Annotated in this window: 17 protein-coding genes, 1 pseudogene and 1 riboswitch; of the genes and pseudogenes, 14 read left to right on the top strand and 4 right to left on the bottom strand. The window is 41.5% G+C overall.

Annotation, left to right across the window (positions count from 1 at the left end; all coding sequences use genetic code 11):
- Positions 1-293: 293 nt before the first annotated feature.
- From H541_RS11605 to tuf, 8 genes and pseudogenes are all read left to right on the top strand, one after another.
- Positions 294-1,727: pseudogene (locus H541_RS11605) on the top strand (glycoside hydrolase family 13 protein); the annotation flags it as partial.
- Positions 1,728-1,939: 212 nt separating this feature from the next.
- Positions 1,940-3,904 (top strand): glycoside hydrolase family 66 protein, encoded by a 1,965-nt coding sequence (locus tag H541_RS11600; protein ID WP_240470901.1) that lies wholly within the window; start codon positions 1,940-1,942, stop codon positions 3,902-3,904.
- A gap of 67 nt (positions 3,905-3,971) precedes the next feature.
- Entirely contained in the window at positions 3,972-5,648 is a 1,677-nt protein-coding gene (locus H541_RS0105000; protein WP_022796241.1) for a glycoside hydrolase family 13 protein, read from the top strand.
- A gap of 76 nt (positions 5,649-5,724) precedes the next feature.
- Complete coding sequence (locus tag H541_RS0104995) at positions 5,725-6,741, top strand: LacI family DNA-binding transcriptional regulator (RefSeq protein ID WP_022796240.1); 1,017 nt, start codon at positions 5,725-5,727, stop codon at positions 6,739-6,741.
- A gap of 308 nt (positions 6,742-7,049) precedes the next feature.
- Positions 7,050-7,460, top strand: coding sequence for a 30S ribosomal protein S12 (gene rpsL / locus H541_RS0104990; RefSeq protein ID WP_022796239.1), 411 nt, complete (start codon positions 7,050-7,052; stop codon positions 7,458-7,460).
- A gap of 28 nt (positions 7,461-7,488) precedes the next feature.
- Positions 7,489-7,959 (top strand): 30S ribosomal protein S7, encoded by a 471-nt coding sequence (gene rpsG / locus H541_RS0104985; RefSeq protein WP_022796238.1) that lies wholly within the window; start codon positions 7,489-7,491, stop codon positions 7,957-7,959.
- A 54-nt stretch (positions 7,960-8,013) separates the two neighbouring features.
- A complete protein-coding gene (fusA, locus tag H541_RS0104980) occupies positions 8,014-10,104 on the top strand; it encodes an elongation factor G (RefSeq protein ID WP_022796237.1) in 2,091 nt (696 codons plus the stop codon).
- A gap of 130 nt (positions 10,105-10,234) precedes the next feature.
- Complete coding sequence (tuf, locus tag H541_RS0104975) at positions 10,235-11,422, top strand: elongation factor Tu (RefSeq protein WP_022796236.1); 1,188 nt, start codon at positions 10,235-10,237, stop codon at positions 11,420-11,422.
- Between the two features lie 301 nt (positions 11,423-11,723).
- Here the strand turns inward: tuf and H541_RS0104970 are convergent, their stop codons facing one another.
- The 4 genes from H541_RS0104970 to H541_RS0104955 all read right to left on the bottom strand — a co-directional run bounded on the left by H541_RS0104970 (position 11,724) and on the right by H541_RS0104955 (position 15,996).
- Positions 11,724-12,995, bottom strand: coding sequence for a M20 metallopeptidase family protein (locus H541_RS0104970; protein ID WP_022796235.1), 1,272 nt, complete (start codon positions 12,993-12,995; stop codon positions 11,724-11,726).
- Positions 12,995-13,744 carry an amino acid ABC transporter ATP-binding protein gene (locus tag H541_RS0104965; protein WP_022796234.1) on the bottom strand — a complete coding sequence of 250 codons (750 nt, stop codon included), beginning with the start codon at positions 13,742-13,744 and terminating at the stop codon, positions 12,995-12,997. The genes H541_RS0104970 and H541_RS0104965 overlap by 1 nt, the downstream gene beginning before the upstream one ends.
- Before the next feature lie 39 nt (positions 13,745-13,783).
- The gene (locus H541_RS11595) at positions 13,784-15,415 is read right to left on the bottom strand and encodes an ABC transporter substrate-binding protein/permease (RefSeq protein ID WP_022796233.1); all 1,632 of its coding nucleotides are present in this window, start codon (positions 15,413-15,415) and stop codon (positions 13,784-13,786) included.
- Positions 15,416-15,537: 122 nt separating this feature from the next.
- A riboswitch (Lysine riboswitch) is annotated at positions 15,538-15,704 on the bottom strand.
- Between the two features lie 73 nt (positions 15,705-15,777).
- Complete coding sequence (locus H541_RS0104955; RefSeq protein ID WP_022796232.1) at positions 15,778-15,996, bottom strand: hypothetical protein; 219 nt, start codon at positions 15,994-15,996, stop codon at positions 15,778-15,780.
- Positions 15,997-16,138: 142 nt separating this feature from the next.
- On the opposite strand from H541_RS0104955, the gene rpsJ reads away from it, so the two are divergent.
- The 6 genes from rpsJ (at position 16,139) to rpsS (ending at position 19,254) form a co-directional block, all read left to right on the top strand.
- The gene (rpsJ, locus tag H541_RS0104950) at positions 16,139-16,447 is read left to right on the top strand and encodes a 30S ribosomal protein S10 (protein WP_026501627.1); all 309 of its coding nucleotides are present in this window, start codon (positions 16,139-16,141) and stop codon (positions 16,445-16,447) included.
- 21 nt (positions 16,448-16,468) lie between these two features.
- Positions 16,469-17,104 (top strand): 50S ribosomal protein L3, encoded by a 636-nt coding sequence (gene rplC / locus H541_RS0104945; protein ID WP_022796231.1) that lies wholly within the window; start codon positions 16,469-16,471, stop codon positions 17,102-17,104.
- 30 nt (positions 17,105-17,134) lie between these two features.
- Positions 17,135-17,758: a 50S ribosomal protein L4 gene (rplD, locus tag H541_RS0104940; protein ID WP_022796230.1), complete on the top strand. Its 624-nt coding sequence runs from the start codon at positions 17,135-17,137 to the stop codon at positions 17,756-17,758.
- Positions 17,758-18,045: a 50S ribosomal protein L23 gene (rplW, locus tag H541_RS0104935; RefSeq protein WP_022796229.1), complete on the top strand. Its 288-nt coding sequence runs from the start codon at positions 17,758-17,760 to the stop codon at positions 18,043-18,045. The genes rplD and rplW overlap by 1 nt, the downstream gene beginning before the upstream one ends.
- A 31-nt stretch (positions 18,046-18,076) precedes the next feature.
- Positions 18,077-18,907: a 50S ribosomal protein L2 gene (rplB, locus tag H541_RS0104930; RefSeq protein ID WP_022796228.1), complete on the top strand. Its 831-nt coding sequence runs from the start codon at positions 18,077-18,079 to the stop codon at positions 18,905-18,907.
- 65 nt (positions 18,908-18,972) lie between these two features.
- Positions 18,973-19,254: a 30S ribosomal protein S19 gene (rpsS, locus tag H541_RS0104925; protein WP_022796227.1), complete on the top strand. Its 282-nt coding sequence runs from the start codon at positions 18,973-18,975 to the stop codon at positions 19,252-19,254.
- Positions 19,255-19,262: the final 8 nt, after the last annotated feature.

The raw sequence follows: 19,262 nt of genomic DNA, 5'->3' as shown, positions 1-19,262 counted from the left end.
TGCTTCTCGACTGACACATCATGCTCGTCGAGTTCAAATCCAATTCAGTTGTGCAAATGTGTATGACAAAGAGTTTGAAACGATTCTTCAGAATTTAACTTACCTATGATTCGAGTGTTAAATCGATAATTTTAAAAATTATTCAAAAAAACAAGGGGAAAGTGCGCTCTTTTTTAGTAGAAATGAACTTTTCTTTTCTTCCGTTAGGAAGGAATCTAATCGATTTGTAAAAAAGAAAGAAACATTTCAGTTTCGCCTAATTTTTTGATAAAAATGTCCCTGTATAAAAATCTATGAATGATTCAGGAGATATCATGGATGAATTTGGGACCATGGCAGATATGGACGAATTGATTGCAGAAGGACACAAACGCAATATCAAGATTATCATGGATTTAGTGGTTAACCACACGAGTGATGAGCATGCCTGGTTTGTTGAAGCTAAGCAATCAAAAGATAATCCTTACCGAGACTATTATGTTTGGGCAGATCCAGATGCTGAGGGAAATCCGCCAAATGATCTTGGGTCGACTTTCTCAGGTTCTGCTTGGGAATATAGTGAGTTAACAGGACAGTACTACTTACATTTATTTAGTAAAAAACAACCTGATTTGAATTGGGAAAATGAAAAGGTTCGTCATGCGGTTTATGATATGATGAACTTTTGGATTGACAAGGGAATTGGTGGTTTCCGGATGGATGTCATTGATTTAGTTGGGAAAAAACCATTTGAAAAAATTACAGGAAACGGACCTAAATTACACGACTATCTACAAGAAATGCACCATGCTACATTTGGGGGCAAGGATTTGATGACGGTTGGGGAAACTTGGGGAGCGACTCCTGAAATTGCCAAGTTATACTCCAAACCAGAACGTGACGAACTGTCGATGGTATTTCAGTTTGAACACTCTGGTTTAGACCAACAGCCATGGAAAGATAAATGGGATCTACAAGACCTCTCCATCCCTGCCCTTAAAGAAGTGTTCACTAAATGGCAAACAGAATTATCGTCTGAAGGTTGGAACAGTTTATTCTGGAATAACCATGATTTGCCACGCATCATCTCGCGGTGGGGAAATGACAAAGACTATCGTGTAGAGAGTGGCAAGATGCTTGCAATCTTGTTGCATCTGCAAAAAGGAACACCTTACATCTATCAAGGGGAAGAAATTGGGATGGTTAACTATCCTGTAGAATCAATCGATGAAGTCGATGATATTGAAAGTATCAACATGTACAACGACCGATTAGCACGTGGCTATGCGAAAGAAGATATTCTCAAGTCAATCAACGCTAAAGGCCGTGATAATGCGAGAACACCAATGCAATGGGATTATTCCGAAAATGCTGGCTTTACAACCGGTACACCGTGGTTGCATGTCAATCCAAACTACCATGAAATCAACGTAAAGCAAGCGTTAGAAGATTCAAACTCGCTATTTTACACCTATCAAAAATTGATCCAATTACGTCATGATAATCCAATCGTTGTGTGGGGTGACTTTACCTTAGTAGATACAGCTGATGAGAATGTGTTTGCTTATTATCGAGAATTAGATGGTCAAAAATGGTTAGTAGTAACCAACTTCCAAGCGAAGAAAACAAGCTTTGAACTGACAGAAGAACCAAAATCAACCATCATCCAAAATTATAACGATAAAACCTACCAAAAAGGCCAATTAGACCTTGAGCCATACGAAGCGGTTGTTTTTGAAATTAAGTAGTGACTAAACACGTTTAGCTTCGAGCAGTAAGGAACTCAACGAGAAATTCAAGAGAATTTCGATGTGGAGAGAGTTAGTGCCGAAGAAGCTGTGTTTGGAGCACAATTAACAAGTAGAGACTAAACACGTTAAGCTTCGAGCAGTAAGGAACTCAACGAGAAGGTAAGAAAGTTGTTCGGCTATTACCAAAAAAAGACGATTTTGGAAGCAATATGACGAAAAAAGAGATGCAAGGTTCGAAACAGAAGAAAACTAATACAACTAAAACCATACAGTGGATAGGAATAGGGGCAGTAATGCTCCTATTGTTTATAGGGATAGGATACGGAGTTATGACGTTAAATAGTAGCAAAGGAACAGAGGGCAATGAGGTTCAGGTCAGGGTTTCATTAGACAAAGCAATGTATGATCCTGGAGAAACAATCCAACTGACGCTTACAGCGGATGCTGAGGTATTAGGGGCGAAGAAGGGTCAGTATGAAGTGACAGTCAAACAGTTGGATAAGACGGTCGATGTGTTGACGGGTGAGTGGACGGCGACGGCTGATAATCAGATCGATGAAATCATCAAATGGACGGCGCCGAGTGATGATTTCAAAGGGTATTTGTTTGAAATAAGACTTGACGATTCTAAAGGGAAAATAGTAACGACAGCAACAAGTGCTGCTGATGTGTCGAGTAGGTGGACCAAATTCCCACGTTATGGGTTCTTGACAAACTTCGATAAGGGCGTTGAGACGGAAGGTATCATCGATCAAATGAAAGACTGGCAGTTGAATGGGATCGAGTACTATGACTGGAAGTATTTACACCATCAGTTGATTCCTGAAGATGGGTCGATGGAATGGCAAGACTGGGCTGGACGTCATATTAGTGGTGAAACAGTCAAGAGTTATATTGCGGATGCGAAAGCAAAGAATATGACCAATATGTCCTATAATATGATCTATGCTGCCACCAACAATTATGCCAAATACGGCATCAAAGATGAGTGGGGTCTTTGGTATGCTGAAGACCATGAAAGTGGCAAAAACAAAGGAGATCGGTTTACCTTCTCTATGGGGGCCAGTCCTACAGGGCAATCCAACTTATTCTTTTTTGATATCAGAAATCCTGACTGGCAAGACTACATCATTGCTAAAAACCTCGAAGCGTTAGAGGTGATGGGCTTTGATGGCTGGCATGGCGATACAGTCGGCGAATGGGGTAAAATGTGGTCGAATGATATGCTTGGCGATGACTCACAAGGCTTTTATGTGAAAGACGGCTATAAAGCGTTTCTGGATAAGGCAAAGGCAGAACTCGAGGGGTATCAATTATCTTTCAATCCAGTTGGAGCTCAGGGGATCGAACAAGTCAATGCTTCTGCTGTTGATGTGTTATATGCCGAAATCTGGCCATGGGATCATGACAGTGAGGGCGTCCAATACAATACCCATAACAGCTTGAAACGAGAAGTCGACCAATCGCGGAAAGAATCAGGCGGTAAGTCGCTCATCATCCCAGCTTATATGGAGTATGATTACGCCGATAGCGTGATTGACCAGCCTTTCAATATGTCGGCGGTATTATTGACAGATGCGGCAGTCTACGCTGCGGGCGGATCTCGGATTGAACTAGGTGATGGACAAGCAATGTTATCAAGCGAGTATTTTCCAAAGCACCATCTTTATATGACAGAAGAACACATGGCTCGCCAAAAAGGCTTGCAAGATTTTATTGTAGCCTACCAGAATTTACTACGTGATGGCTTGGAAGATAATGGGAACAGGATTGAGATTGTGGATTACGACCAATCTGCTGATGGAGAACCTAATACCGTATGGACCTATAGCAAATCAGGGAATGAACAGGATACTATCCAATTGATTAATCTTGTTGGTGTGTCTGACAATGAGTGGCGAGCTAATGATGGGCAAAAAGAAACACCCGAATTATTGACAGATATGACTGTCAAGTACTATACGGATGCTTCTTTTAAAAGCGCATGGGTGACGTCACCAGACCCTGCCTATCAATCACAATCGAGAGAGCTGGAGATGGAAACAGGTCAGGATGCCAACGGGAACTTTATAAGCGTTAAAATACCATCCCTTGAGTATTGGGATATGATTTACTTTAGTCAGACAGCTAGTGAACCGAATGATCAGAATGAGACAATTGGTGTTGTAGAGTAACAGAATGATTTGTGGTATATAAGTTAGTACAGAACTTAACGATGAAGGAAAGAGGGCAATAACTCAGATGACGAAAAAGCGAACGGATAAGTGGTGGAAAGATGCTGTTGCTTACCAAATTTATCCGAAAAGTTTTAAAGATTCTAATGGTGATGGTATCGGAGATTTGAATGGTATTCGTGAAAAGATAGGCTATTTGAAGGATCTCGGGGTTGATTTTGTCTGGCTGAACCCAGTCTATCAGTCTCCTAATGTCGATAATGGCTATGATATCAGCGATTACCAAGCGATTAATCCAGAGTTTGGGACGATGGACGATATGACACAATTAATAGAAGAAGCCCATGCGAACGGTATCAAAGTCATCATGGATCTCGTTATCAATCACACTTCAGATCAACATCCTTGGTTTCTAGAAGCCTGTAAGGGGGAAGATAATCCCTATCATGACTATTACATCTGGTCAGATACGGCAGAAAAACCAAATGACTGGCAATCGATTTTTGGAGGATCTGTCTGGGAGTATGTCCCTAGTCTCAAGAAAAACTACTTTCATGTTTTTGCGAAGGAACAACCCGACTTGAATTGGGAAAACAAGCAAATGCGCGAGTCAATCTTTCGGATGATTCGCTGGTGGCTTGATCAAGGTATCGATGGGTTTAGGATTGATGCCATCTCTCATATCAAGAAGTCGTCTTGGGAGACCAAAGCTCGTCCTGATTGGCCTCACTCACCGTTTACAAATGTCAAAGGAATCGGTAAATACTTAAAAGAGCTAAGTGCAGTCTTCAAAGAGTATGATATTGTGACAGTCGGCGAGGCGTCGGGTGTGACTGCCGAAGAAGCCACGGAATGGGTTGGTAATGATGGGTATTTCAATATGATCTTTGAATTTGAGCATATTTCGCTCTGGCAACGTGATAAGAACGAAGCCGTTGATGTAGTTGGTCTAAAAAGGGCCCTGGGTCGTTGGCAAAGAGCCTTAGACTATGGTGAAGGTTGGAATGCTCTCTATATGGAAAATCATGATGTTCCACGTAGCGTTTCAGTTTTTGGGAATGATACACCACAGTATAGGGCAAGGTCAGCCAAGGCACTAGCCACTATGTATTTACTCTTACAAGGCACACCTTTCATTTATCAAGGCCAAGAACTGGGTATGCCTAACATGACCTTTACGGCTATTGACCAGCTCGATGATGTGACGGCAAAGAATCAAATCAAAGATTTGCTCGGTGAAAAAGACCAAGCCACCAAAACCCTTGAAATCTTAGAACTCATGAGTAGTGTCTCACGTGATAACAGTCGGACGCCTATGCAGTGGGATTGGAGCGATAATGCTGAATTTTCAACTGGTAAGCCATGGATGGCGGTCAATCCTAATCATAAGACAATCAATGTGGCACAACAAAGGGTTGAAAAAAGCTCGATTTTAAATTACTACAAGCAACTAATTCACCTTCGTAAAACAAAAGAAGTGCTGGTGTCTGGTCATTATGTGGACTATCTACCAAAACACAAGCAAGTCTATGTGTATGAACGCTTCTTAGAAAAGGAACGTCTTTTAGTTATTGTGAACTTAACTAAAGATGAAGCTGAAATAAAGTTGCCGCAAACAGTTGTTGGAAAAGATTGGTCGCTACTCTTGACTAACAGTGTTGAAGACAAAAGTCAGCAAACGACTGTTATAGCATCAAAAATGACGATTGCACCTTATCAAGCACTGGTATATGTGCATAACTAATGTATAATCGTAAGTAATGATAGCGATTACGCTAATCTCATCCAAACTAACCAACAGACAAAGTAGAGGAAATGCCATGGTAGCAACGATAAAAGATATCGCCAAACGAGCAGGGGTCTCGACCGCCACCGTATCACGAGTCATTAATGACATTGGCGGATACGGGACGGAAACTAGAGACCGCGTCTTGCAAGCTGCAAAAGATCTTGGATATTATAAAAATGAGACGGCTACAAGTTTGGTGACTAATAAAACCAAGACGATAGGAATCATCATCCCTAATGTGAGTACTAATTTTTATGGGAATATTGTCAATGGTATTGAAGACGTTGCCTATGAACATGGCTATAGTGTTATTTTGACGCATGCGGGTATCGAAGGGAATCGCTTGGGGGATAGCTTAAAATTAATGGCTAATCGCCGTGTTGATGGAGTGATCATTGTATCCATTTATCTCGGGAAAAAACAACAAGAATTAATTACTTGGCTCAATTTGCCAACTATATTATTGTCAACGCAGGCTGAGGGAGACACGTTGCCTTATATCAAAGTTGACGATTATCAAGCAATCTATCAGGCCACTCAGTATATGATTGATCATCATCACCCAACCATAGGACTAGTGGGAATCAATGATACAGATAAAATAGCTGGATTACCTCGGCTAAAGGGTTATTTGGACTGTTTGAAACAACATAACCGGCCAATAGATCGCGACTATATTGTGTTTGGAGATTTTAGTTTTGATGCTGGAGTAGCTGCGATGCAACAATTTTTTAAACAAAAAAAGATACCTTCAGCGATTGTTTGCGCTAGTGATGAGACGGCTATGGGTGTTAAATCAGTTGCCTATGAAAATGGCCTAACAATCCCTGATGATCTCTCGATAATTGGTTACGATGATACAAGTATTGCTTGGATGAGCTCACCACCATTGACAACGATTGGCCAACCCCTTTACGAGATGGGAGCCAAAGGTTGTGAACGTGTGATTAAAGCCATTGCAGATAACTGTGAAATGGTGTCAGAAATAGTTCCTTTTAAACTGATGGTTCGAAAAACAGTAAAAACTCTAAACGATAAGCCGTGCTAATGGTAGCACGACCTATCGTTTTTTAGAGTTGTTGATTGCAGCTTATTAGAAAAACGAGGAAACCAGAAATTAAAGGAAGATTAAAATAGCTATTATAGCGTGAAATACCCTTGAAAATGTTGACTTCACTTTGTCATCATGATATTATTCGTAAGGTGCTTTTATTCTATCCCTGATTATTCAGACGTGCTGATTGAAATAAAAGTGCACACAGACTAGGCTTACATGGTCTATTTTTATTTTGACATCAAAGAACCGCCTGGATGTGTGGACCAAGATATAAAGAATTAAAAAGGAGGAAACGATTCATGCCAACTATAAACCAATTAGTCCGCAAACCTCGCAAGTCTGCAATTACTAAATCTAATTCTCCTGCGTTGAACAAGGGCTACAACAGCAAGAAAAAGGCTCAAACGACTACTCTATCTCCTCAAAAACGTGGAGTTTGTACCCGTGTCGGCACAATGACGCCTAAGAAGCCTAACTCAGCATTACGTAAGTACGCGCGTGTGCGGTTATCTAACTTGATTGAAGTGACTGCTTACATTCCTGGTATCGGTCATAACCTACAAGAACATAGTGTTGTATTGATCCGTGGAGGTCGTGTTAAAGACTTGCCAGGGGTTCGTTACCATATCGTTCGTGGTGCGCTTGATACAGCAGGCGTTGACAGCCGTCGTCAAGGTCGTTCTAAATACGGTACTAAAAGACCTAAATAAAACTACACTTAAGAAAGGAGGAGTATAAATGCCTCGTAAAGGACCAGTCGCAAAACGCGATGTTTTACCAGACCCAATTTATAATTCAAAATTAGTAACTCGTTTGATCAACCGTTTGATGGTTGATGGAAAACGTGGAAAAGCAGCTACAATTTTATACAGTGCATTTGAAATCATTAAGGAAGAAACTGGCAATGATCCAATTGAAGTGTTTGAAGAAGCAATGAAGAACATTTCACCAGTTCTTGAAGTAAAAGCTCGCCGTGTAGGGGGTTCTAACTATCAAGTGCCTATCGAAGTACGTCCAGATCGTCGTACCTCACTAGCTTTACGCTGGTTGGTCAACTATTCACGTTTACGTGGAGAAGATACAATGGAAACTCGTTTAGCTCGTGAAATCATGGACGCTGCTAACAATAGTGGTTCTGCTGTTAAAAAACGTGAAGATACTCATAAAATGGCTGAAGCTAATAAAGCTTTTGCTCATTACAGATGGTAATCGACATGTTGTTGATCAATTCTTTATTAATGAAGAAAGAGGTGTTCTAGACTTATGGCGAAAAGAGAGTTTTCTTTAGAAAAAACTCGTAATATAGGAATCATGGCCCATATCGATGCCGGTAAAACAACCTGTACCGAACGTATCTTGTACTATACTGGTCGTATCCATAAAATTGGTGAAACTCATGAAGGGGCTTCACAAATGGACTGGATGGAACAAGAACAAGAACGTGGGATCACCATTACCTCTGCGGCTACAACGGCGCAATGGAAAGGTTATCGTGTCAACATCATCGATACGCCAGGTCACGTGGACTTCACAGTTGAAGTTGAACGTTCGCTACGTGTATTAGATGGTTCAGTTGCAATCTTGGATGCTCAATCTGGGGTTGAACCTCAAACAGAAACGGTTTGGCGTCAAGCGACAACTTACGGTGTTCCAAGAATCGTGTTCGTCAACAAGATGGACAAGATTGGTGCTGATTTCTTATATTCTGTAAAAACCTTACATGAACGTTTGGAAGCTAATGCAAATCCAGTTCAATTACCAATTGGTGCTGAAGATGACTTCCAAGGAATCATCGACCTTATTACGATGAAAGCTTATATCTACGAAAATGATTTAGGAACAGATATCTTAGAAGAAGAAATTCCTGAAGAATATCGTGATCTTGCTGAAGAATGGCATACTAAATTGATCGAAGCTGTTGCCGACACAGATGAAGACATCATGATGGCTTATCTTGAAGGTGAAGAAATCTCAACAGATGATCTTAAAAAAGCAATTCGTAAAGCAACCTTGTCAGTTGATTTCTACCCAGTATTTTGTGGTTCTGCGTTTAAAAACAAAGGGGTACAATTATTACTAGATGGTGTTATCGACTACTTACCAGCGCCAACAGACGTTGAATCAATCAAAGGTCATCGTCCAGGAAATGAAGATGAAATCGTTGAACGTCATGCTGACGACAGCGAACCATTCTCAGCCTTAGCCTTTAAAGTTATGACGGACCCTTATGTTGGTCGTTTGACTTTCTTCCGTGTTTACTCTGGTACATTGGAATCAGGATCATATGTTCAAAACGCAACAAAAGATACACGTGAACGTGTTGGACGTATCCTACAAATGCATGCGAACCACCGTCGTGAGATTGCTGAAGTCTTCTCTGGCGATATCGCAGCAGCAGTTGGATTGAAGAATACGACTACTGGGGATACGTTATGTGACTCTGATGATGAAGTTATTCTTGAATCAATGGTCTTCCCTGAACCAGTTATTGAAGTGGCTATCGAGCCAAACTCAAAAGCTGACCAAGATAAGATGGGGATTGCTTTGCAAAAACTATCTGAAGAAGATCCAACATTCCGTGCCTCTACAGACCACGAAACAGGCCAAACAATCATCGCAGGTATGGGTGAACTTCACTTGGATATCATCGTGGACCGTTTACGTCGTGAGTTTAAGGTAGAAGCAACAGTTGGTGCACCACAAGTTTCATATCGTGAAACATTCCGTGCTGCAACTCAAGCTGAAGGTAAGTTCGTTCGTCAATCAGGTGGTAAAGGTCAATATGGTCACGTATGGATTGAATTTACCCCTAATGAAGAGGGTGCTGGCTTTGAGTTTGAAAATGCTATCGTCGGTGGTGTGGTTCCTCGTGAATACATTCCTGCCGTTGAAGCTGGACTGAAAGACGCAATGCAAAATGGTGTGTTAGCTGGATTCCCAATGGTTGATATCAAAGCTAAATTGTATGATGGTTCTTACCATGATGTCGATTCATCTGAAACAGCCTTTAAAGTTGCTGCTTCGATGGCTTTGAGAGCAGCTGCTAAGAAAGCTAAACCATCTATCCTTGAACCTATGATGGCTGTTGAAATCACAGTACCTGAGGAATACTTAGGTGATGTGATGGGACACGTTAACGCTCGTCGTGGCCGTATTGAAGGAACGGAAGCTCGCGGAAACGCACAAATCGTTAAGGCAATGATTCCGTTATCTGAAATGTTTGGTTATGCGACGACACTACGGTCTTCAACACAAGGACGTGGAACCTTCACAATGCAATTTGATCACTATGAAGATGTTCCTAAGAGCATTGCTGAAGAAATCATCGCAAAACATGGCGGTAAATCAGAATAAGATTGCCGCAGCAATACGCTTCGCGGTTGACTAAACAACTGTTGAATCGTTATAATTTAGGCAATAGATAGTCTCTATCGACTATTGCATTAAAAAATACATCACACTTAATTTAGGAGGAATAATCAAAATGGCAAAAGAAAAATACGACCGCACAAAACCCCATTTGAATATTGGGACTATCGGCCACGTTGACCATGGTAAAACAACATTAACAGCTGCAATTACAACTGTATTAGCAAAACAAGGGTTCGCTAAAGCGACTGACTACGGTTCAATCGATAAAGCTCCTGAAGAACGCGAACGTGGTATAACTATCAACACGTCTCACGTTGAATACGAAACTAAAACTCGTCACTACGCTCACGTTGACTGCCCAGGCCATGCTGACTATGTTAAAAACATGATCACTGGTGCTGCACAAATGGACGGCGCTATCTTAGTAGTATCTGCTGCAGATGGTCCAATGCCACAAACACGTGAACATATCTTACTTTCTCGTAACGTTGGTGTTCCTTACATCGTCGTTTTCTTGAACAAAATGGATATGGTAGACGATGAAGAATTATTGGAATTAGTTGAAATGGAAGTACGTGACCTCTTAACAGAATACGACTTCCCTGGTGACGAAACTCCAATCATCGCAGGTTCTGCTTTGAAAGCATTAGAAGGCGATCCTGAATACGAACAAAAAATCTTAGACTTGATGGATGCTATTGATGACTACATCCCAACTCCAGAACGTGATAACGACAAACCATTCATGATGCCAGTAGAAGATGTATTCTCAATTACTGGTCGTGGTACTGTGGCAACAGGCCGTGTTGAACGTGGTGAAGTTAAAGTCGGAGACGAAGTTGAAATCGTTGGTATCACTGAAGATACTATGAAAACAACTGTTACCGGTGTTGAAATGTTCCGTAAATTGTTAGACTATGCTCAAGCTGGGGATAACATTGGAGCATTGTTACGTGGTGTAACACGTGACCATATCGAACGTGGACAAGTATTAGCTAAACCAGGTTCGATTACACCTCATACAAAATTCACTGCTGAAGTGTATGTGTTGACTAAAGAAGAAGGTGGCCGTCATACGCCATTCTTCACTAACTACCGTCCACAATTCTACTTCCGTACAACTGACATCACAGGCGTATGTATCTTACCAGAAGGTACTGAAATGGTAATGCCTGGCGATAACGTTACGATCGAAGTTGAATTGATCCACTCTGTTGCTATCGAAGAAGGAACTCGTTTCTCTATTCGTGAAGGCGGACGTACTGTTGGATCTGGCGTAGTATCTAAGATCGAAGCATAATTTAACTATTGTGAAAAAAGCGCTCAGACCCGAGCCACTGGAATCATCAAGCTGTGATAGCAAACTATCAGAGAAGGATAATCAAGTGGACGAGGGTCTGCTTTTTTGTGTAGAAATATAAAATAAAGGATATAACGGGTGGAGGTTGACTGAACCTACCGTTATATCCTTTTTATCTTTATATCTATTTTATCTTTATATCCTTTTTAATTTCTATATTCTGTTTAATGTCTATGTTAGATAGCATTAAAACAACTATCATCGCAGCTATTCTCAAAAGAGTAAAACTAAAGCTTGGATATCAGCTATTTTCCTCAAGGTATTGATAAGCGATTTGAGCTAGAGTGGCACTTGTGACTTCTAAGACGTCATCGTTCCAAGCAAATTTTGGATGATGGTGGATTGCTGGAGCGCCGTCAGGTTCTTTTATGCCGACATTATAGTAAGAAGATGGCACTGCTTCGCAAAGATAGGCAAAGTCTTCTGCGCCAAGGCTTGGGAAAATATGTTCATGAACATTCTCTTCGCCCGCGTAATCACTCAAAGCTCTTACCACAACATCAGTCATGTCATTGTCGTTGATAACTGGTGGATAGGAAGGCATGAAGTTGAAGGTATAGCTAGCATCGTTCAAGGCACAGATGCTCGCCAGGGTTTTTTCGATTAGTTGACGCGCTTTTTCTCTTGTCTCTGGATAGAGTGTTCTCAAAGTGCCACCTATTTCACACGTTTCTGGAATGACATTCAACCCATCTCCAGCATGGACTTTAGTGATTGAAACAACGATCGGTTTAACGGGATCAAATCGTCTAGCTACCATATATTGAATTTCAGTAATGAATTGAGCGGCTAATGATATTGGGTCGATGCTGTCGTGAGGATGTGCGGCATGTCCCCCAATTCCGGTGATCGTGACTTCGAATTCATCAGGTGCTCCCATCATTGCACCATGTTTCACCCAAAGTTCTCCTTTGTTTTTATCACCAGCTAAATGGAGTCCAAAAGCTGCAGATACGGTTGGGTTTTCGAGAATACCTTCATCAATCATTGGTTTGGCGCCACCATCAGTTTCTTCAGCAGGTTGGAACATGAGTTTAACATTGCCATGTAGTTGATCTTTTAGGTCGTTCAGAATCATAGCCGCGCCAAGTAAACCGGCAGTATGTCCATCGTGACCACAAGCGTGCATCTTATGCGCAACTTTTGAAATGTAAGGGACATCGGCTTCTTCGTCTACGGGTAGCGCATCCATATCTGCTCGTAATAAAACAGTTTTTCCAGGATGTCCCCCCTCAATAAGACCAACTACACCAGTGCCGGCTAACGGTTGATTAGGGATGCCTAAATCATCTAAGACTGAACGAACTAGTGCTTGGGTTTTGAACTCTTCATGAGCAAGTTCAGGATTTTGATGAATCGTTCGGCGTAACTGTTTCATCTCACTTAAATGAGCTTTAGCTCTCTCTTTTATGTGGGTAGTCATTGAAGTAACTGTAGCTCGATCAGTTGTTTGGCGGTTTGTGTCATAATCATTTGTGGTGTGATTGCTAGTTGTGTGATGTGGTGTGGTCATTAAAGTTCGACTCCTTTTCTATAACGGCTCAAGAATTGTTGCGTACGATCATGGGTAGGGTGCTCAAAGATGTCTTCAGGGCTGCCACTTTCTAAGACGACGCCTCCATCCATAAAGATGACGGTATCTGAGACATCACGTGCAAAGCTCATCTCATGTGTCACGACTACCATAGTCAGTCCTTCTTTGGCCAGGTCTTGCATAACGGCTAATACTTCGTCGATCATTTCAGGGTCTAGTGAACTTGTCGGTTCGTCAAAGAGGAGGGCTGCTGGTCGCATGGCCAGGGCTCTGGCGATTGCTACCCGTTGTTTTTGACCACCTGACAGTGTTTGAGCATTCTTGCTGGCAAATGGCGCCATCCCGACTTTCTCAAGCAGTTGCATCGCATAGGCGGTGGCTTCTTCTTTCGTCTTTTTTAAAATCTTGACTTGAGGAACGACACAGTTTTGCAATACGCTCATGTGATTGAATAAATTGAAGTTTTGGAAAACAATTCCAACAGTGGTATGTAGTTTTTTAGATGGGATAGTCCCAATTGGATCACCGTTGATTAAGACTTCACCACTGTCAAAAGTTTCAAGGGTATTCAGACACCGTAGTAGCGTTGATTTCCCTGAGCCTGAAGATCCTATGATTGAAACGACTTGTCCTTCATTTACCTCTAGGTCGATGCCTTTTAAGACATCGTGTGGACCAAATGATTTGTGGAGATCTTTTACGGTAATAAGCGGTTGGTTTTCACTCATTATGGTTGTCCTTTCTATGTTTCTATGCCTTTGCAACTATCAGTTTTTAGGTGCGAATTGAGTATTATCCGAAACGGACGCTGGATAGCTCGATGGTTTTTGCTTCGAACGATCCCAGAACAATTCAAATTGTTTCAACAAAGCGGTCAATACAATTGTCAAGAACAAGTAGATAGCACTTGTAATGATAAAGGTTTGAAACACGAGGTAGGTTGATGATGCAATCCCGTTTGATACAAAAAATAGTTCAGTAATAGCAATAATGTTTAAAACGGAAGTATCTTTGACGTTGACGACCAGTTCGTTGCTCAATGCTGGAATCACACTTCTAACAGCCTGGGGTAATATGATCGTAAACATGGTTTGCCATTTTGAGAAGCCCAAGCTTTGTGCTGCTTCGAATTGCCCTTTGTCGAGGCCGTTGATACCACTTCGAATGGTTTCTGCCATATAAGCACCCGTGTTGATACTTACGACGATGATACCTGCAACAGTGTTCCCGTATGGAAGGTTCGACCATTGGAAGCCATCAAACAGCATCGAAGCTCCATAGAAGATGACCATGGCTTGTACCATCATAGGAGTTCCTCTAAAGATGGTGATATAGATTCGCGCTATGATATCACCAACTTTGGATTGACGGACAATCGCAACGAACAAGGCAATTAAGAATCCGATTACGGTTGCTGTTAGGGAAATAAATAAGGTGGTCCAAGTCCCTTTTACTAAAGATTTGTAGTTGTTTTTAAGTATTTCTCCGACTTGTTTAAAGAAAGAAGTTTCTGTCGCAGCTCCGTAATTGACGGCGGCATCCATCAGTTCTTCACGCTCATCAGTTGAGATGGTAGCTAAAGCATCATTGATTTGGGTTACGAGTTCAGGGTTATCTTTGTTAACACCAACTGCCACACCGTTCATATAAGGTTCAAGTTGGAAGCCCTCGTCTCCGACCAAAGGAAGATAGACAAGGTCAGGATTGTTGGCGTTGATTGAGCGGCCCGTACCATTGTCTGCTACAAAGCCATCAATCTCACCAGATTGTAAGGCGATGGTCATCGTTGGGAAATCCTTCATATCTTCAAGACGATTAACACCAACTAACTGATCTAGTAAGGCGCCATGGTAAGTTCCAACTTGAGAAGTGATCTTTGCGCCAGAGAAGTCATTAATGGTTGAAGCATCTGCTAACGGACCTCCTTTTTGAACAACGACACCAAAAGCAGCGTCTGTGTTTATATAGTAGATATCCGAGAAGTTAATTTGTTCTGCCCGTTCAGGTGTTGGTGACATCCCAGCGACGATGGCATCGATCTGATGTGTTTGCAGTGATAAAATCAAACCTTCCCAGGCAATTTTCTTGATCACCAATTTTTTGCCAAGTTTATCTGCAATACGGCGAGCAATCTGAACATCATAGCCATCGACATATTGGCCGCCATCAATCGGAACAGCAGTATCGGAATAATCCGCCTGCGTCCAGTTATATGGTGCGTAAGCCCCCTCCATCCCAACAACGAATTCCTCTGTTGGCTCGCTTGAGTCATCAGTAGTTGCTGATTCATTATCTTTATCGCCACAACCCGTTAATACCAGTGCTAAAACAAAAAGAGTAAAAATAAAGAATACGAGTTGTTTTTTCCAGTTTGTACGGTGTTCTTGTTGCTCTATCATAATGTCCCTCCTTAGATAAGTTGAATGAGAGACGAGGCACGCTTGCGACTAGCAAACGGTGTAAAAAGCAAAGAGACTTCAACTAGATCAGCTGAAGTCTCTAAAAACGTATCACACACGTGTAATAGTATAGCGCCAATCCCAAGGATCGAGTGATAGTGATCTTCTCAACTATCCCCACAAGATGATTATGTCTAATGATCTTGTTCGGCGATGATTACCTTTCAATGGTTTCCTAGCATACCTGCTCCACCATCTACTCTGATGCACCGCTACCTCTATCTGCTTATTCAATTTAATAGCATCTTAATGAAATCAGACAACATTGTCAATAGTTTATGCCAAATAGTTTAATCAAAATCTCATGAAAGAAAGAGGCGCCCGCCGCCAGTTAAAACGGTGAACAAGGTCGTCAAGACAAGCTGCTCTAATCGACTGGATGCCCCATAAACGTTCAAAAATAAGAAATAGATTAAAATTTGGCGTTTATAAAATAAAACGTAGAAAAAGCTTGCTATCATAGTGTTATCTCTGTATAATGTCAAGAGTGTGTTATTATGTTTAGGCACTCGTATGCCCATTTACACACCCCCTGTCTGAATAGATTGGGGAAGCTTAGAAGCGAGAGGTTGCGACACACCCGGACGCTTTGCCACGGAAGGGTCGTCGGAAATTCACGTGGAGCTAGTCATTGATAGACAATTGACGAAGGAGGGAAAAAACATGGCAAAACAAAAGATTCGGATCAGACTTAAAGCTTACGAACATCGTGCGCTTGATCAATCTGCTGAAAAAATCGTAGAAACTGCAAAGAGAACTGGTGCTGGTGTAGCTGGCCCTATTCCGTTGCCAACTGAAAGATCACTTTATACTGTGATCCGTGCAACGCATAAATACAAAGATTCTCGTGAACAGTTCGAAATACGGACACATAAACGTCTCATCGATATTTTGAATCCAACACCTAAGACAGTTGATGCTTTAATGAAGCTCGACTTACCTAGCGGTGTGGATATTGAAATCAAACTATAATAAATAAATGGAGGTGTAACCATGACCAAAGGAATCTTAGGACGTAAAGTAGGAATGACTCAATACTTCACTGAATCTGGTGAATTAGTACCAGTTACTGTTGTTGAAGCAACGCCAAACGTTGTTCTTCAAGTAAAAACTGTTGAAACAGACGGTTATGAAGCAGTGCAATTGGGATACCAAGACAAACGTGAAGTATTATCGAACAAACCTGAAAAGGGTCATGTATCAAAAGCAAATACTACTCCTAAGCGCTTCATTCGCGAATTCAACAATGTAGCACTTAGTGAGTATGAAGTAGGAAAAGAAGTAAGTGTAGCTGAGTTTTCAGCTGGAGACATTGTTGATGTCACTGGTACATCTAAAGGTAAAGGGTTCCAAGGAGCTATCAAGCGCCACGGACAATCACGCGGGCCAATGGCTCACGGTTCTCGCTATCATCGTCGCCCTGGTTCAATGGGTATGGCGTCAGATGCGTCTAAAGTGTTTAAAGGTAAAAACCTACCAGGACAAATGGGCGGTACTCAAATAACGGTTCAAAATCTTGAAGTCGTTCATGTTGATGCTGACAAAAATGTTATCTTGATCAAAGGTAATGTACCTGGTTCTAAAAAAGCACTTGTTAAAATCCAAACAGCACTTAAATCAATTAAATAATAGAAAACGACGGAAGGAGGATAACACATCATGCCAAAAATCACTTTATTAAAACAAGATGGAACGCAAAACGGTGACATCGAATTAAACGATGCTGTTTTCGGTATCGAACCAAACGAACATGCTGTTTTTGATGCAGTACTTGCACAAAGAGCTTCTCTTCGTCAAGGAACACATGCCGTTAAAAATCGTTCTGCAGTTTCCGGTGGTGGCCGTAAACCATGGCGCCAAAAAGGGACAGGTCGTGCCCGTCAAGGATCGATCCGTTCACCACAATGGGTTGGCGGTGGTACCGTATTCGGACCAACTCCACGCTCATATAGCTACAAATTACCACGCAAAGTGCGTCGCTTAGCATTGAACTCTGTGTTATCACAAAAAGTAATCGACAACGCATTAGTAGCCGTTGACGAATTAGCATTTGAAACACCAAAAACAAAAGAATTTGCTAATGTATTGAACAACTTGAACGTTTCAGGCAAAACATTAGTTGTCCTTGAAGAAGGAAATGATGTTTCAGCCCTTGCAGCACGTAACCTACCAAACGTTACAGTGATCACTGCAGCTGGGTTGAACGTACTTGACGTTATTTATAACGACACAGTAATCATTACAAAAGCCGCTCTTAGCACGACAGAGGAGGGTCTTAAATAATGGATGCACGTGATATTATTAAACGCCCAGTTATAACTGAAGCTTCTATGATAGCGATGGACGACAAGAAGTATACGTTCGATGTTGATGTTCGCGCTACAAAAACACATGTTAAAAAAGCAGTTGAAGAAATCTTCGATGTTGAAGTAAAACAAGTCAACATCCTAAACGTTCGCGGTAAATTGAAACGTATGGGACGTTACCAAGGCTATACAAACAAACGTAAAAAAGCCATCGTAACACTGACTGAAGCTTCAAAAGACATCAAATTATTCGATGAAGAATAAACACTAATTAAGTAAACAGGAGGGAAACGAAGTGGCGATTAAAAAATATAATCCAACCTCTAACGGTCGTCGTAATATGACGGGTTATGATTTTAGTGTAATCACTAAAACAACACCAGAAAAAACATTGTTAGAATCAGCTAAAAACAATGCTGGCCGTAACGCACAAGGTAAAATCACTGTACGCCATCAAGGTGGCGGTCATAAACGTGCTTACCGTGTGATCGATTTTAAACGTAATAAAGACGGCATTGCCGGAACTGTTGCAGCAGTTGAATATGATCCAAACCGCTCAGCTAATATCGCATTAATCCATTACGCTGATGGCGTGAAAACTTACATCATTGCTCCAAAAGGATTGACTGTAGGTCAAAAAATTCAATCAGGTGCTGATGCTGATATCAAACTAGGGAATGCTTTGCCATTAGCAAATATTCCAGTTGGTACAATCATCCACAACATTGAAACAAAACCTGGTAAAGGTGGCCAATTGATTCGTTCAGCTGGAACTAGTGCTCAAGTACTAGGAACAGAAGGCAAATACACTTTAGTTCGTTTGAACTCAGGCGAAGTACGCATGATTTTGAGCTCTTGCCGTGCCACTATTGGTACAGTAGGAAATGAACAACATGAATTGATCAACATCGGTAAAGCTGGTCGTTCTCGTTGGAAACGCAAACGTCCAACTGTTCGTGGATCTGTTATGAACCCTAACGATCACCCACATGGTGGTGGTGAAGGTAAAGCTCCAATCGGTCGTCCATCACCTATGTCACCATGGGGTAAGAAGACGCTTGGCTTGAAGACACGTAACAAGAAAGCACGTTCAAACAAATTGATCGTACGCGGACGTAAAAAATAAACTTAACTACTATTGAATACTAATCAAAGAGTTACTCATGAAAACTTTGTAAAGGAGGACCTGACATGAGCCGTAGTCTGAAAAAAGGACCTTTCGTCGATGATCATTTGATGAAAAAAGTCGAAGCAGCTTCAAATAGCGATAAAAAAACGGTGATCAAAACGTGGTCACGCCGTTCAACTATCTTCCCAATCTTTGTGGGACAAACCATTGCAGTATATGATGGTAGAAAGCACGTTCCAGTTTATATCCAAGAAGATATGGTAGGTCATAAATTAGGCGAATTCGCACCAACTAGAACATTCCGTGGACATTCCGGGGATGACAAAAGCACGAAAGTAAGATAACGAGGAGG

This window comes from Bavariicoccus seileri WCC 4188 (genome assembly GCF_000421665.1).
Taxonomy (GTDB): domain Bacteria; phylum Bacillota; class Bacilli; order Lactobacillales; family Aerococcaceae; genus Bavariicoccus; species Bavariicoccus seileri.
Note: the sequence above shows the minus strand (reverse complement) of the source record. Positions and strands in the feature narration are given on the sequence as shown.

Bases quoted from the DNA above. Each gene is read 5' to 3' on its own strand.
- H541_RS0104995 (WP_022796240.1), top strand. From the start codon at position 5,725: ATGGTAGCAACGATAAAAGATATCGCCAAACGAGCAGGGGTCTCGACC.
- tuf (WP_022796236.1), top strand. From the start codon at position 10,235: ATGGCAAAAGAAAAATACGACCGCACAAAACCCCATTTGAATATTGGG.
- rpsJ (WP_026501627.1), top strand. From the start codon at position 16,139: ATGGCAAAACAAAAGATTCGGATCAGACTTAAAGCTTACGAACATCGT.
- H541_RS11600 (WP_240470901.1), top strand. From the start codon at position 1,940: ATGACGAAAAAAGAGATGCAAGGTTCGAAACAGAAGAAAACTAATACA.
- rplC (WP_022796231.1), top strand. From the start codon at position 16,469: ATGACCAAAGGAATCTTAGGACGTAAAGTAGGAATGACTCAATACTTC.
- rpsS (WP_022796227.1), top strand. From the start codon at position 18,973: ATGAGCCGTAGTCTGAAAAAAGGACCTTTCGTCGATGATCATTTGATG.
- H541_RS0104970 (WP_022796235.1), bottom strand. From the start codon at position 12,995: ATGACCACACCACATCACACAACTAGCAATCACACCACAAATGATTAT.
- rpsG (WP_022796238.1), top strand. From the start codon at position 7,489: ATGCCTCGTAAAGGACCAGTCGCAAAACGCGATGTTTTACCAGACCCA.
- H541_RS11595 (WP_022796233.1), bottom strand. From the start codon at position 15,415: ATGATAGAGCAACAAGAACACCGTACAAACTGGAAAAAACAACTCGTA.
- rplD (WP_022796230.1), top strand. From the start codon at position 17,135: ATGCCAAAAATCACTTTATTAAAACAAGATGGAACGCAAAACGGTGAC.
- rpsL (WP_022796239.1), top strand. From the start codon at position 7,050: ATGCCAACTATAAACCAATTAGTCCGCAAACCTCGCAAGTCTGCAATT.
- H541_RS0104955 (WP_022796232.1), bottom strand. From the start codon at position 15,996: ATGGGCATACGAGTGCCTAAACATAATAACACACTCTTGACATTATAC.
- H541_RS0104965 (WP_022796234.1), bottom strand. From the start codon at position 13,744: ATGAGTGAAAACCAACCGCTTATTACCGTAAAAGATCTCCACAAATCA.
- fusA (WP_022796237.1), top strand. From the start codon at position 8,014: ATGGCGAAAAGAGAGTTTTCTTTAGAAAAAACTCGTAATATAGGAATC.
- rplW (WP_022796229.1), top strand. From the start codon at position 17,758: ATGGATGCACGTGATATTATTAAACGCCCAGTTATAACTGAAGCTTCT.
- H541_RS0105000 (WP_022796241.1), top strand. From the start codon at position 3,972: ATGACGAAAAAGCGAACGGATAAGTGGTGGAAAGATGCTGTTGCTTAC.